This window comes from Acinetobacter sp. LMB-5, from assembly GCF_001541635.1.
GTDB lineage: Bacteria > Pseudomonadota > Gammaproteobacteria > Pseudomonadales > Moraxellaceae > Acinetobacter > Acinetobacter pittii.
In genome coordinates this window covers 65,118-79,529 of record NZ_LRDR01000004.1, presented here as the reverse complement: position 1 = coordinate 79,529, position 14,412 = coordinate 65,118, and the positions used below count along the sequence as shown (strand labels likewise).

Annotated in this window: 11 protein-coding genes; all 11 read left to right on the top strand. The window is 41.4% G+C overall.

The window, feature by feature from the left end:
- The first annotated feature begins 106 nt into the window (after nt 1–106).
- The 11 genes from ubiE (at nt 107) to AW165_RS05575 (ending at nt 14,411) form a co-directional block, all read left to right on the top strand.
- On the top strand, nt 107–1,054 hold the full coding sequence (gene ubiE / locus AW165_RS05625; protein ID WP_002114829.1) for a bifunctional demethylmenaquinone methyltransferase/2-methoxy-6-polyprenyl-1,4-benzoquinol methylase UbiE: 948 nt from the start codon (nt 107–109) through the stop codon (nt 1,052–1,054).
- An 11-nt stretch (nt 1,055–1,065) separates the two neighbouring features.
- The gene (locus tag AW165_RS05620) at nt 1,066–1,734 is read left to right on the top strand and encodes a ubiquinone biosynthesis accessory factor UbiJ (RefSeq protein WP_017481961.1); all 669 of its coding nucleotides are present in this window, start codon (nt 1,066–1,068) and stop codon (nt 1,732–1,734) included.
- Nucleotides 1,735–1,746: 12 nt separating this feature from the next.
- Nucleotides 1,747–3,366: an ABC1 kinase family protein gene (locus AW165_RS05615; protein ID WP_060465194.1), complete on the top strand. Its 1,620-nt coding sequence runs from the start codon at nt 1,747–1,749 to the stop codon at nt 3,364–3,366.
- Between the two features lie 124 nt (nt 3,367–3,490).
- On the top strand, nt 3,491–4,804 hold the full coding sequence (locus AW165_RS05610; protein WP_060465193.1) for an FAD-dependent oxidoreductase: 1,314 nt from the start codon (nt 3,491–3,493) through the stop codon (nt 4,802–4,804).
- A gap of 26 nt (nt 4,805–4,830) precedes the next feature.
- Nucleotides 4,831–5,217: a VOC family protein gene (locus AW165_RS05605; protein WP_044101780.1), complete on the top strand. Its 387-nt coding sequence runs from the start codon at nt 4,831–4,833 to the stop codon at nt 5,215–5,217.
- A 173-nt stretch (nt 5,218–5,390) separates the two neighbouring features.
- Complete coding sequence (hisIE, locus tag AW165_RS05600) at nt 5,391–6,164, top strand: bifunctional phosphoribosyl-AMP cyclohydrolase/phosphoribosyl-ATP diphosphatase HisIE (RefSeq protein WP_060465192.1); 774 nt, start codon at nt 5,391–5,393, stop codon at nt 6,162–6,164.
- Nucleotides 6,165–6,173: 9 nt separating this feature from the next.
- Complete coding sequence (locus AW165_RS05595; RefSeq protein ID WP_005065896.1) at nt 6,174–7,676, top strand: UvrD-helicase domain-containing protein; 1,503 nt, start codon at nt 6,174–6,176, stop codon at nt 7,674–7,676.
- Nucleotides 7,677–7,699: 23 nt separating this feature from the next.
- A complete protein-coding gene (locus AW165_RS05590) occupies nt 7,700–9,091 on the top strand; it encodes an AAA family ATPase (protein ID WP_060465191.1) in 1,392 nt (463 codons plus the stop codon).
- Nucleotides 9,092–9,385: 294 nt separating this feature from the next.
- Nucleotides 9,386–12,235, top strand: coding sequence for a monovalent cation/H+ antiporter subunit A (locus AW165_RS05585; RefSeq protein ID WP_060465190.1), 2,850 nt, complete (start codon nt 9,386–9,388; stop codon nt 12,233–12,235).
- Nucleotides 12,232–12,600 carry a Na+/H+ antiporter subunit C gene (locus AW165_RS05580; protein ID WP_002115033.1) on the top strand — a complete coding sequence of 123 codons (369 nt, stop codon included), beginning with the start codon at nt 12,232–12,234 and terminating at the stop codon, nt 12,598–12,600. Before AW165_RS05585 ends, AW165_RS05580 begins: the two co-directional genes overlap by 4 nt.
- Nucleotides 12,600–14,411 (top strand): monovalent cation/H+ antiporter subunit D, encoded by a 1,812-nt coding sequence (locus AW165_RS05575; RefSeq protein ID WP_060465189.1) that lies wholly within the window; start codon nt 12,600–12,602, stop codon nt 14,409–14,411. The genes AW165_RS05580 and AW165_RS05575 overlap by 1 nt, the downstream gene beginning before the upstream one ends.
- Nucleotide 14,412 lies beyond the last annotated feature (1 nt).

Below are 14,412 nucleotides of genomic sequence, written 5' to 3'. Positions count from 1 at the left end.
ATTTTATTCATTATATTTGCATGATGATGCCTGTAAAAATAGACAAAATCTGTCATCATGCAGAACTTATTCCGTTTCACTTGAGTTTGAGTCTAGGAGAGACAATATGTCTAACGAAAACCAAAAGCCAACATCTCCAACTGAGCAGGCACAAAGTTCAGACAAAGTTAGCCCATTCCTAAGCTCACCTTTACCTCAAGGTACTCCTCAAGGGCAACAACAAACTTTACAGCAAACCTTAACAGACACACCTGTGAATGGTTCTGTACCTAAATACAATTTACCTCGTGGTGCTGGCAATACTGGCAACGTTGGTGAAACCACACACTTTGGTTACTCAACTGTTAGAACTGAAGATAAAGCACAAAAAGTTGCAGAAGTTTTCCATTCAGTTGCAAGCAAATATGACTTGATGAATGACTTGATGTCATTTGGTATTCACCGTTTGTGGAAGCGTTTCGCAATTAACATGTCTGGTGTCCGCCGCGGTCAACACGTGTTAGACATTGCTGGCGGTACAGGCGACTTAGCAAAAGTATTTAGCCGTGAAGTTGGTCCGCAAGGTCATGTTGTACTTTCAGACATTAACGAATCTATGCTCAATGTTGGTCGTGACCGTCTAATTGATGCAGGCTGTACCAATGTTGACTTCGTTCTTGCCAATGCAGAAACATTAGAACCTTTTGCAGACAACAGCTTTGACCTTGTAACAATCAGCTTTGGTTTACGTAACGTGACAGATAAAGACGCAGCACTTGCATCTATGTTCCGTGTGTTAAAACCAGGTGGCCGTTTACTGATTCTTGAATTTTCTAAACCTGTATTTGAGCCATTCTCGAAACTTTATGACCTCTATTCATTCACCGCTTTACCGATCATGGGTAAATTGGTTGCGAATGACTCAGAAAGCTATAAGTATTTGGCTGAATCAATCCGTATGCACCCAGACCAACGTACTTTAAAAGGTATGATGGAAAATGCTGGCTTCCAGAACTGTGACTATCACAACCTTACTGCAGGTATCGTTGCTGTTCACCGTGGCTTTAAACTGTAAGGGATAACGATATGTGGTCGATTCTGGCACTCGGTGCAGTCGAACGTATCATTCATCATCTGATCGATCTGGATGCGGTTACACGCATTCAGCTTAATCAGTTACAGGGCAAAATGTTGCGTGTTGTGATTGATAGCCCGCAGCTTTCTGTCGATGTATTCTTTGACCAAGAAAAAGTACGTCTTGAACCTACCGTAACAGGTCATAGTGAAAAGCCTTCTATTTTTGAACAGCGTCCTTTTGATGCCCAATTCAAAATTTCTGAAGCAACTGCAACTTTGCATGTTAAAGATGTCGTCGAACTGATTAAATTATTGGTCAGCGATCCAGATCAGATTGGTAATATCCCGCTCCAAGGTGATTACCACCTGCTACAGGATATTCAAAAAATTATGCAGCAAGCTGAACCTGATTTAGCTGCGCATTTATCAAGATGGGTGGGTCCTCAACTCGCCCATGAAATTGGCAAGATTCAACTTGCACCAAAACATTTAAAACGCTCCGTGCAAAGCCATCTATTTTTCGCAGAAGACGCATTAAAAGAAGATAGCGGCCTATTTGCCCCTCGCTGGGAAATGGATGACTTAACTCAAGCAACTCGCAAGCTTAATCAAGACATTGACCGTCTTGAAGCAAGATTGCAGCAACTCAACGCACAACTACAACCCTCTCAAGACTAGGTAAGACTGTATATGATTCCGCACGTTTCACGTTTACTCGAACTTTGGCGTATTGCAGCGCACTATAGACTCGATACGTTGTTCCCTGCGGATGAATTACCAGTTAAAGCTCAGCATGCATTAAATATTATTAAAATGCATCCAGCTGCATGGTCGAGTCGTGAACGTAAAAATCCTTTAAAGCTCAAAGAAGCTTTAGAAGATATGGGACCACTTGCAATCAAGCTTGGTCAATTACTCTCTACTCGCCGTGACCTGATTCCACCTGAGGTGCTCGCTCAACTGGTTTTACTTCAAGATCAAGTAAAACCTTTTGATGGAGATGTTGCCAAACAACGTATTCAAGATTCGTTAAAAGCTGACGTTAATACATTGTTTGCACGATTTGATGACCAGCCATTAGCTGCTGCATCAATTGCCCAAGTGCATACTGCTGCATTGCATGATGGTCGCGAAGTTGTTGTTAAGGTCACTCGTCCTGATATTCGCAATCAAATCTTACAAGACTTTGAAATTTTGGCATGGTTAGGCAATACGCTAGAAAGCCGCCTTGAAGCTGCTCGTGCGTTGCATCTCACTGAAATTATTCAAGACTACCGCCAGATCATTTTAAATGAACTGGACTTGAGTATTGAGGCAGATAACACCCGTCGTATGCGCCATTACTTTACTGGCTCAACCATGATGTATGTGCCAGAAGTGTACATGGACACCAAAGATGTCATGGTGGCTGAGCGCATTACTGGTGTGCCTATTTCAGATACAGCAACCTTTGACCGTTTAGGCATGGACCGCGCACAACTTGCAGAAAAGGGTTTAACCATTTTCTTTACGCAAGTCTTCCGCGATAACTTTTTCCATGCCGACATGCATCCCGGTAATGTCTTTGTAGAAACCATTAATCCAAGCAATCCACGCTTTATTGCACTGGACTGTGCGATTATGGGTGAGCTTTCTAAGCACGACCAGATGACAGTTGCCCGTATGTTGCTTGCTGTGATGAACAGCAACTTTATGCAGCTTATTCAAATTGTGCATCAAGCTGGCTGGATTCCACCGGGTACAGATCAAGACGCGTTAGCACGTGAAATGCGTCGCACTGTTGGGCCAATGGTGTCTAAACCAATGGATCAACTTGATTTTGCGGGTATCTTAATTCAAGTCATGGATATTGCTCGACGCTTCCATCTTGAGATACCACCACAACTCATGCTGCTACTAAAAACTTTAGTGCATGTAGAAGGCTTAGGTACTGATCTTTATCCGCAGCTCGACATCTGGAAATTGGCAAAACCAATTTTGACAGAATGGGTCAAATCCAATATGAACCCAGTCAAAAATGTAAAAGAGCTCGGCCAGCAATTACCTGACCTGCTTTTAGGTGCTCAAGATTTCCCAAGTTTAATTATTGACAGCCTAAATGGTTTAAAAAATCAGTCTGCTTGGCAAGACCGTCAGTTACGTGAAATTCAGCAACTTCGTTTGCAAATGGAACACCAACAACGCCGTAGCTGGATATTCGGCAGTACTATGCTGATTTTACTAACTATTGCGATTATTAGTCCTTGGTTTGTCTCGATTATTCTGATTGTGCTGAGTAGTTTATTAGCACTTTGGCGCATATTGAAATAAGTTCAAAATCCCTTGCCAGTGCAAGGGATTTTTTTATGGAAAAACTTTAATTTTAAAAAAATTTATAGCTCAACTATTCGTTCATTGCTAAATTGAACCTATAAATGCTTCAAAAGAACAAACAATGAAAACACCTCATTTTGCCATTATCGGTGCCGGCACTGCAGGTTTAGCCACAGCGATTTTACTCGCCCGCCAAGGCAATAACGTTACTATTTTTGAACAAGTTGATGAGTTATCTCCAGTAGGTGCCGGTTTATTACTACAACCTGCGGGCTTAGCTGTATTTGAACACTTAGGTGTGCTCGACAAAGCTTTAACATTAGGTGCAAGAGTCACAGGTCTAGAAGGACAACTTCCAGACAAGCGTCTTTTAGTTAACAGTCACTATCACGAAGCATCAGCACATCTCTATGGTTTAGGTATACACCGAGCTACTTTATGTCATGTGCTCACTCAAAAGCTTAGTGAATATTCAAGCCAAATTACTTGGCGTATGAACCACTCTGTTGAAAGCTTCGAAGAACATAACAATGAAGTTCAGCTATTCAGCATACATAAAAACCAAAAGGTTGATGCTCGCTTTGATGCCGTACTTATTGCCAATGGTGCTCGTAGTCAATTAAGACCTAAAGCATGGGTAAAGGTTGACCAAGCTTACCCTTGGGGTGCGGCGTGGAGTATCGTGCCTGAGTGCCCAGTGCTCGACTCTGAAATTCTGCATCAATTTTATGATCGCTCGAAAATTATGATGGGAATTCTTCCTACAGGAGCCATTCCAACAGAACCTCAACAGCGCCTTTCAAGTGTATTTTGGAGCTTACCTAAGCCACAATTACAAAGCTTTTTGCAAGATGAGCAGGCTAAACAAGCTTGGTTAAAGCAAGTCTCTGAGCGTTGGCCCACAGTTGCAGAATGGCTGAAAGAAATTTTGTATAACAGTCAAACTCAGCCCAAATGGTTATCTGCAAACTACCGTGATGTCGTTATGACTCAATTTGGTCAAGGTCGAATTGGGGTGATTGGCGATGCCGCTCACGCGATGAGTCCGCAGTTAGGTCAAGGCGCAAATATGGAATTATTGGATGCTTGGGCTTTCTCTCAATCATTGCAACATGCTCAAAAAAACAAGAATATTGATTGGTCCCTGCTCTGGCAGCACTACCACCAGCTTCGCCGTTCATCTACTCAGTTTTATCAGTTCCTCAGTCGCTTATTAACACCACTTTATCAATCTGATCATTGGTGGGCTGGAGGTTTAAGAGATCTAGTTTTTCCGTGGATGTATCAAATCCCTTATTTTCGAAAAGAAATGGCAATCACAATTTCAGGCTTAAAAACAGGGCCATTCAAGCAACTTGATTATGATCAGGTTGCTCAATTGCCTAAAGAAAACAGTGCGTTTCATTTAGAAAGCGAATCTCTGTCTGACTATTAACCCCACCAAATAATAGTGATTAACACATGAAAATCAGCCATCTTGATCATCTTGTTTTAACTGTCTCAAATATTGAATCTACCTGTCATTTCTATCAAACCGTATTGGGGTTTGAAGTCATCACGTTTAAAGGTGATAGAAAGTCTCTAAAGTTTGGAAATCAAAAGATAAATTTACACCAGCAAGGCAACGAGTTTGAACCGAAGGCATTACAGCCGACTCCCGGATCTGCCGACTTGTGTTTTATTTCAGACACTCCCATTTCAGAAGTGGTTGCACACCTTAATCAATTAAATATTCAAATTGAAGAAGGTCCGATTGAGCGTACTGGTGCAATGCATCCTATTCTTTCAGTTTATATTCGCGATCCAGATCAAAATTTGATTGAGATTTCAAATATCCTCACGCCTTAGTCATTTGAATAAGATACAGATTGGTAAGTGTTACAACCTATTCATTACGCTGACAAAGACAAAAAGGACAAAGAATTTTTCCGCAAAGCGACGTTGATGCCGTACACTATACAAGCTATTTTTAGCATCTGATTGAAATCAATTTATAGTTCATATTTCTTTGGTGATTCCTCATGAATAACACGCAATGGCTCGATGAAGTAAAATTTAACGAACAAGGTCTTATCCCTGCCATTGCTCAACATCATCAAACCGGACGTATTTTGATGGTGGCGTGGATGAACCGTGAAGCACTCGCACTTACAGCAGAAAAAAATCAGGCTGTTTATTTCTCTCGCTCTCGCCAAAAACTTTGGCACAAGGGTGAAGAATCAGGCCATTTCCAAACGGTTTATGAAATTCGTCTGGACTGCGATGGTGATGTAATCGTATTACAAGTTGAGCAACACGGCGGTATTGCATGCCATACAGGTCGTGAGTCTTGTTTCTACCGTAAACTTACCCCACAGGGCTGGGAAATTGTCGATGCACAATTAAAAGACCCTACTGCAATTTATGGTGACAAAGCCAAAACTGAAGGCCACGATCATGCTCACACCGCTGAACAAGTGGATGTACTTGCTCACTTAGGGCAATTGATGCAAGAGCGTAAGCAAGCTGAAGCGGACACTTCATATGTTGCAAGCCTCTACAAAAAAGGCATCAATAAAATCTTGGAAAAAGTCGGCGAAGAAAGCGTAGAAACTATTATTGCTGCGAAAGACTACGCTGCTCAAAATACAGAAAGCAATTTAAATGACTTGATTTATGAAACTACCGATTTGTGGTTCCATAGCATTGTCATGTTGGGTTATTTCGATCTTAATCCACAACTTATTATTGACGAATTAGCTCGTCGTCAGGGTTTATCTGGTTTAGTTGAAAAAGCTAACCGCAACAAGGTTTAAAATCACTCAGTGTCGAATATCGAAAAACCTAAAGCCACCTATGAACAAGCAATTGCCATAGATAACGCACGTCTTGGGCAATCATTTAAAGTGATTGCCTATGCGGGTACAGGTAAAACTACTACGTTACAAATGATTAGTGATGCCATGCCTGAACGGCGCGGTATGTATTTGGCTTTTAACAAAGCAATTGCTGGTGAAGCTCAGAACAAATTTCATCGTAATGTAGACTGCCGGACTTTTCACTCACTCGCGTTTCGCAGTGTGCCACGCGGTGTGACTGATAAATTACGCTTGCCTCGCTTAAGCCCAAGCTTTATTGCAAAAGAATATCGACTAGAACCAATTACCTTACGACGCATGATGGGTGGACGTTATGAAAAATATGTCTTAATGCCAAGTCGTCTGGCTAGTCTTGTTGCCAATGCTGTCAGCTATTTCTGTTCAACCAGTTCTCAATATCCAGCTCCTCGACATATTCAGGCACCCAACTGGTTACATCCGGATGATATTACTGAGCTACAAACTCACCTTTACCCTGCTGTAGAGCGCCGTTGGTTAGAGTCCATCGACCCAAATCATCAGGCAGGAATTGGTCACGATATTTACCTCAAACTTTGGGCATTGTCTGAACCTAACATTCCAGCCGATTATGTACTATTTGATGAAGCACAAGATGCTGATCCTTTAATGCTGGGTATTTTACTTCGCCAAAAAAGTACGCAGGTCATCTATGTAGGCGATGCACATCAGCAAATCTATGCGTGGCGTGGTGCAATTAATGCAATGCAACAATTACCCTTGCCAGAGTCTCGCCTCACCACTTCTTTTCGTTTTGGTGAAACGATTGCGGATGTTGCCAATGCATTGCTGGGCGGATTAAATGAAACTGTTCCTTTGCTTGGTAATCCAAATCAAAAATCAAGTGTCGTAAATAAACCGCATACCAAAATGCGTGATGCGATTTTATGCCGTACCAATGCTCGGGCTATGGAACTTCTATTAGCAGGTTTAGTTCACGGCGATAAAGTGAGTTTGCAAGCTGATCATCAAAAACTAAACCGTTTTGTAGATGCCGCAAGTCTCTTAAAACAAGGAAAACGGGTTACTGATGTGCCTGAATTAGCATGGTTCAATTCATGGCATGATGTCCATGAATACTGTGAAACCAATGAAGGTAGTGATATTAAACCATTGGTTAAATTGGTGGATGATCACGGCACTGACCCACTAAAAAAAGCGCTTGCAAAGATTACACCACTTGAGCAAGCGGACTATGTCATCTCTACAGCCCATAAAGCGAAAGGCTTAGAATGGAACCGTGTTCATATTGAAGATGACTATCAATTTAAAATTAATGGGTTAGAACACAAGATTACTGATGAAGAGTTAAGACTACTGTACGTTGCCTGTACTCGTGCTAAAGTAAGTCTAAATATCCATCATCTTTATGATCTGATACAACAATTAAAACTAAGGGCGCCTTTAAGTCTTCGTCAATCGGTTGGTTGAAGCGCTCATATTTAGGTGAGCCTATGAAACTTGAATCTGTCCAATTTAAACATATTGCTCTGTTTCACGACCTTAAAATACACTTTCATTATGAAAAACAGCCAATCACCTTAATTTTAGGTGAACAAGCAACTGGTAAAAGTATGTTACTCAAACATACTTACCATGCTTTAACTTGGCTCCCTGCTCGCCTTAAAGATTTGCGTAGCCCCGGTATTGTCATGCCTGATCAAGACATTACTCAGTCACGCCTACAATCAAAAATTGAAGTGACCATTCAAGTTCCTTCAGAAATTGGTCACTTGCCAGAAAGTACCTCTGCTCAGCAGCTAGACTCTTCGCTGTGTAGCTGGAAACTTTTTAAAACCTTAAATGCAAGTGGGATTGGAGTGAGCCAAGTTGAAACTCAGCAACTTGACCAAACCATGGCTCTTTATCAACAAGTCATAAAAAAAGATCCATTACAGGGGCTTCCCTTAATCGCTTACTACCCAGCCGAGCGATTTGTAAATGATATTAATCTGCTTAATAAAAATTTACCCGGCATTACTCAAGCCATTTCAGCCTATGACATTAGCCCACTACCGTTTACAACTTTTACACGCTTTTTTGAATGGCTACGAGAAATTAGTGATATCGAAAATGCTCAAGCTGCATATCTAGTTCAACGGATTAAATCGAAACAATCAGATCAGCAAGATCAAACAGAATTATTAAATGAACTTCAAAAAGAGTTATCAGGGCAACCTAAACAGCTTACTTCACCCAATCTCTACGCCCTCAAGAATGCATTAAATATAGTTCTGCCTGAGCTTAAAGATCTATATCTACAATATCAGCCTCGACTGCAACTTATGGTCGACTATGAAGATCAAACCTTACCTTTTCAGCAGCTTTCAAATACAACCAAAACTTGGATTGCTTTAGTAGGCGATATAGTCCGCAGACTCTGTTTACTCAATCCATTAAGTTTAAACCCTTGCCTTGAAGGAGACGGCGTTTTACTCATTGACCAGATTGATGCACAGCTCGACTCAACACATTGCTCCGAGATCTTAAATCGACTTCATCAAGCATTCCCACGCCTACAAATTATTGCAACAGGAAGTCGCGAAGAGTTACTTGAACATGCCTCGACCTATCAATGTCTAAAATTAGAGCACGGTAAAGTTAGCCATCTTGATTTAAACACCACCAAACAACAGCTTGAACATATCTATACCTTACTTCAAAGAAGCGAACCTTTAACACCATCTATAGAAGCACAGCCTCTGAGTTTAATAGATCCGACGCCAACACCAGCACAGATTGAGGTTTTATTTCAGCAGATTCAGGGTTTAACTGAACAACAAAAAAATGAATTATTAAGGATGATTCATGCGGGAGACACACCAGAAGAAAGCCCTTCGGTTTGAGTTTTATAATCAAAAAACCACACTCACAAAATATATGGTGGAGTACGGTTTTTTAGGCACTAAAATAACTAGATGTTGTTACTACATGTAATAACATCAGATTTTCAATGCTTTTTTAGTGTACAATAAATTTCATTTTGCGTTTTTATTCTTCAAGTTGCGCAATACAACTTGTTTCTCGCTTTATTTTCTAATTTGGTTGGGTTTTCGGAATAATAAGCTTTGGAACTCTCTTTGAATTCCTATCTATTCTGAAATTAAAATTTCACCTTTAGGTTTCGGCCTAAATCACATATGGATACGAGTGTGCTACCGATAATTATCTTATTACCGTTAATATTAGGCACCACCCTTGTTTCATTGCTTCAACGGTTCTCGCGTGGAGTAACGGCTTTAGGGGCAATTGGAGTCAGTTTAACCAGTTTTGGTTTATTACTGACTCAAGCTAAAACTGTGCTTGGTGGTGCAAGCATTCAACAAAGCTGGGATTGGTTACCTCAATTAGGGATCAATCTGAGCTTTAGACTTGATGCTCTTGGTTTATTATTTTCTCTTCTTATTACCGGTATCGGTACACTCATTTATATATACGCCTATTATTATTTAGGCCCTAAAAACTCATTAAGTAAACTCTATACGTTACTCATGCTGTTTATGGCAGCAATGCTGGGTATTTCGCTCTCTAATAATCTTATTATTTTATTAGTCTTTTGGGAGCTCACCAGTATTTCATCTTTCTTGTTAGTGGGTTATTGGAGTCATTATGAAGCTGCTCAACGTGGCTCTCGGATGGCACTCACCATTACAGGAATGGGCGGTTTAGCAATGCTAGGTGGATTTGTTCTCTTGGGACAAATCACTGGGACCTATGAAATTAGCGAAATCATGGGCATGAAAGATGCGATCCAAGCCCACGCTCTTTTTATTCCAATGTTATTGCTTGTTTTGCTTGGCGCATTTACAAAGAGTGCTCAGTTCCCATTTCATTTTTGGTTACCTAATGCAATGGCAGCACCAACACCAGTGTCTGCTTACCTACACTCTGCGACCATGGTAAAAGCCGGGATTTTTCTACTTGCCCGCTTACTTCCAATTTTTATAGGCGCTGCGATTTATCATAATATCGTTACGTTTGTCGGCCTATTTACGCTCTGTATGGCAGCGTGTTTTGCCATTTTCAAAGAAGATTTAAAAGGACTGTTAGCCTATTCAACCATTAGTCATTTAGGACTTATTGTTTGTTTACTCGGGATCGGTTCTCCTTTAGCGGTTGCCGCTGCTATTTTCCATATTATTAATCATGCAACATTTAAAGCAGCGCTGTTTATGCTTGCAGGGATTATTGATCATGAAACCGGCACACGTGATCTTCGAAAACTCAGTGGTATTTGGCAATTACTTCCTTTCACTGCCACACTCACCATGATTACCGCTGCCTCTATGGCAGGTGTACCACTTACCAACGGCTTTATTTCAAAAGAGATGTTCTTTACCGAGCTATTGGCAAATCTTTCAGGCTCAACGGTTATCTTTGCCAGCATCATTGCAACTCTGGCTGGTATCTTCGCAGTAAGTTATTCAATCCGCTTAGTGCATGGTGTTTTCTTTGACGGCCCAATTGGTAAACAAGTTCCAAATAAAGATGCACATGAACCACCACTCGGGATGCGTGCTCCCGCCCTTCTTCTTGCTGTGCTCTGTATCTTAGTCGGCGTTCTGCCTTCGTTATTGGTAGAACCACTGGTCAATAGCGTCACTAGAGCAAGCTTGATGCAACCAGAATTTGCGGGTACACACCTTGCAATTTGGCATGGTTTCAACGCTCCTCTTGTGATGAGTATTATTGCTTTAGTTGGTGGTACGCTGTTCTACTTTGCTTTAGCAAAAGACGGCATGATTCGTAAAATTGACCTTGACCCACGTCTAGGCAGATTACAAGGCCGCATCTTATTTGATTTATTTTTAAAACATCTGCTGCTTACAAGCCGAAAAATCAAACAAAAAACTGAAAATGGTTCATTGCAAAGTTATTTGTTCTGGATCATTGCTTTTAGCGTCATCATGGTCACCATGCCTTTACTCAATCAAGGGTTGAGCACTGGTACACGCGAACTCACCCATGCTCCATGGATTGCTGTGGTTCTTTGGCTGACGTTGTTCTCAGGCTGTTGGATGATGCTCTGGTTCCACCATGAGCGTATTAAAGCAGTACTTATTAGTGGTGCAATTGGTCTAGTGGTAACGATGGTCTTCGTCACCATGTCAGCACCAGATTTAGCACTGACTCAAATTACAGTAGACGTTGTAACGACCGTTCTTTTATTAATGAGCTTATCGTTACTTCCACAGCTCACACCGTATGAGTCTCGTCGTTCTAGACGTTTGAGAGATGCTGCCTTAGCAATTATTGGAGGTTTAGGAATTGGCTGGATTACTTGGCTCATTTTAACCCGTGATCATAATTCAATTTCTTGGTTCTTTGCCCAACAGTCTTTACCACTTGGTGGTGGCTCAAATATTGTAAATGTCATTTTAGTTGACTTCCGTGGCTTCGATACCTTCGGTGAAATTACGGTATTAGGAATCGCTGCGATTGGTGCACTATGTTTAATGGATGGTATGCGTGTACACGGCACCACCATGACGCAAGGTCTCACCTATCGTTTCAATCCATCTCCGCTTATGTTCCGTATTACGGCCTCTTGGGTATTACCGTTAGCGCTTGTCGTCAGTGTTTATATCTTTTTGCGAGGACATAACTATCCAGGCGGTGGCTTCATTGCAGGTCTAATCACCTCAATGGCGCTAATCATTCAATATATTGCACTAGGTCAAGATCAAGCAGAACAGCTGTTAAAAGCGAAGTCTGGCCGCCTTTACGAAGTCTGGATTGGCACAGGATTAACGATTGCAGGCCTGACTGGTATAGCAGCATGGTTCTGGTTACGTCCGTTCCTCACGAGTGCTCATGTCTATGTTGAATTACCAATTCTAGGAAAACTACATCTAGCTTCAGCTGCAAGTTTTGACTTGGGTGTTTATATCACCGTTGTAGGCGCGACAATGTTGCTCATCTCTGTATTAGGCGACTCTCGTCATTCGAGTATGTCCGGTCCTGTACCACATCGGGAGGAATCATCATGATCAGTTTAGAATTCTTACTGGCTTCTGCTATTGGTTTACTTGTTGCCACAGGTATTTATCTGATTTTACGTGCTCGTACTTTCCCTGTTGTGCTCGGATTGGCTGTAATCGGTTATGCAGTAAACCTATTTTTATTTGCTATGGGTCGATTACAAATCAGCTCACCGGCAATTTTAACTGAAACGACAAAAATAACTGATCCACTCCCTCAGGCGTTGGTGTTAACCGCCATCGTGATCGGTTTTGCAACTACAGCGTTTATTGTACAACTTGCGCTACGTAGCCGTTATGAATCAGGTAGTGATCATGTTGATGCTAAAGAAGATGCTTCCCCAACATACGACCCACGTGAGGATGAGCCGTGATGTTTGATTTTTTATCTTTTTGGCAAAAACACACGCCTATTTTTAGCATTCTCATCCCAGCATTTACTGCTTTTATCTTATTACTGTTAGGCAACCCCGGGGCAGGAGCTTTAAAAGATGACTGGCGTCAGCCTTGGCGTCGTGGCATTAGCCTCGTCTCAGCAATTGCCGGATTAATTACCGCTATTGTTTATCTTAGTTACGCCAGCACGGGTCAAATTACTGTTTACCAATTAAGTGAGTGGTCAGCACCATTTGGTATTGTGCTTGTACTCGATCGCCTTTCAGCTTTTATGCTGGCACTGACTTACGCATTAGCAGTACCAGTTTTATGGTATGCAAGTGATAATTGGGACACGCGTGGCCGCTATTTCCATGCCATGGTACATTTCCTATTAATGGGAATCTGTGGAGCATTTCTAACAGGCGACTTATTTAACCTTTTCGTCTTTTTTGAAATCCTATTGATGGCTTCGTATGTATTGCTCTTACATGGACAAGGCAAACCTCGTTTTCAGCTTGGCGTTCACTATGTCATTATCAATCTTTTAGCCTCTGCTCTCTTCTTAATTGGGCTTGGTATGATTTATGGCAGTGTGGGTAGCCTCAACATGGCGGATGTCTCACGTCTTATACCGACACTTGAAGCAGATCAACACAAATTAGCAGTCGCTGGTTCGTTACTTCTCTTTGTCGTTTTCGGTATTAAAGCAGCAATGCTTCCTGTCGGTTTTTGGCTACCAAAAACCTATGCTGTTGCAAGTACGCCTGTAGCTGCAATTTTCACTATTATGACTAAAGTCGGGATCTATTCTATTTTACGTGTAAATGGAACAGTATTTGACGATGCGCTTAGTCAAGAAATCTTAAAAAACTGGTTATTGCCTATTGGCTTAATTACTTCTCTTTATGGGGTGATTGCAGCAATTGGAGCAGATCGTTTACGTCGATTTGTCGGCTTTATGGTCCTTTCTTCAATTGGTACCTTGCTTACAGCAATTGCCATGTCTAATACGCAGGCATGGTCTGGTGCTTTATATTACTTAGTGCACAGTACATTGATTGGTGCAGCTTTTTATCTATTTTGTGGATGGATCACTTCACAACGTGGAGATTTTAAAGATCATTTAAAAGTTGCCCCAAGAATCAAACAAGAAAAAGCGGCGATGCTGACTTATTTCTTGATTGCCATGATGCTTGCAGGTTTGCCACCTTTTAGTGGTTTTCTTGGAAAAGTATTCATTTTACAAGCGACAGTTGAAGCTAGCTATCAAGGCTGGATTATTGGTGTTGTGCTTGTTGTGAGCCTATTAAGTATTATTGCACTCACACGTGTTGGTTTTATCTTATTCTGGCGCGCATCCCCTCCAGAAGAAGATCCAATCCATCCAGCTTATATTCTTTATCGTGCTTTGCCGGAACGCGCACCACCACGTAACGATCAAGTCATTTATCTATTACTGGCTGGTTTAATCGCTTATGTTGTCTTTGCTGCACCAATTCAGCATTACACATTAAGCACCGCACAACAGATTCAGGACCATGCACTTTACCAACACTCTATTCTTAAAGTAGATCAAAACGGTGAAGTCATCAGTGTGCAACCATATGACCCAGCTTACTTACCAGAAACCAAGTACGGCGGTGAAGTTGAAGATCATAATGCTTATCTTGTTCCAGATATTATTTCGAAAGATACGCTCAATGGCGAACATATTTCTGAATATAAACAACGACAAATTCAGCAACAGGATAAACTCCAAACACCTACCATTGTTGATGAAAGTCAATTGAAACCTATGGAGCCATAAC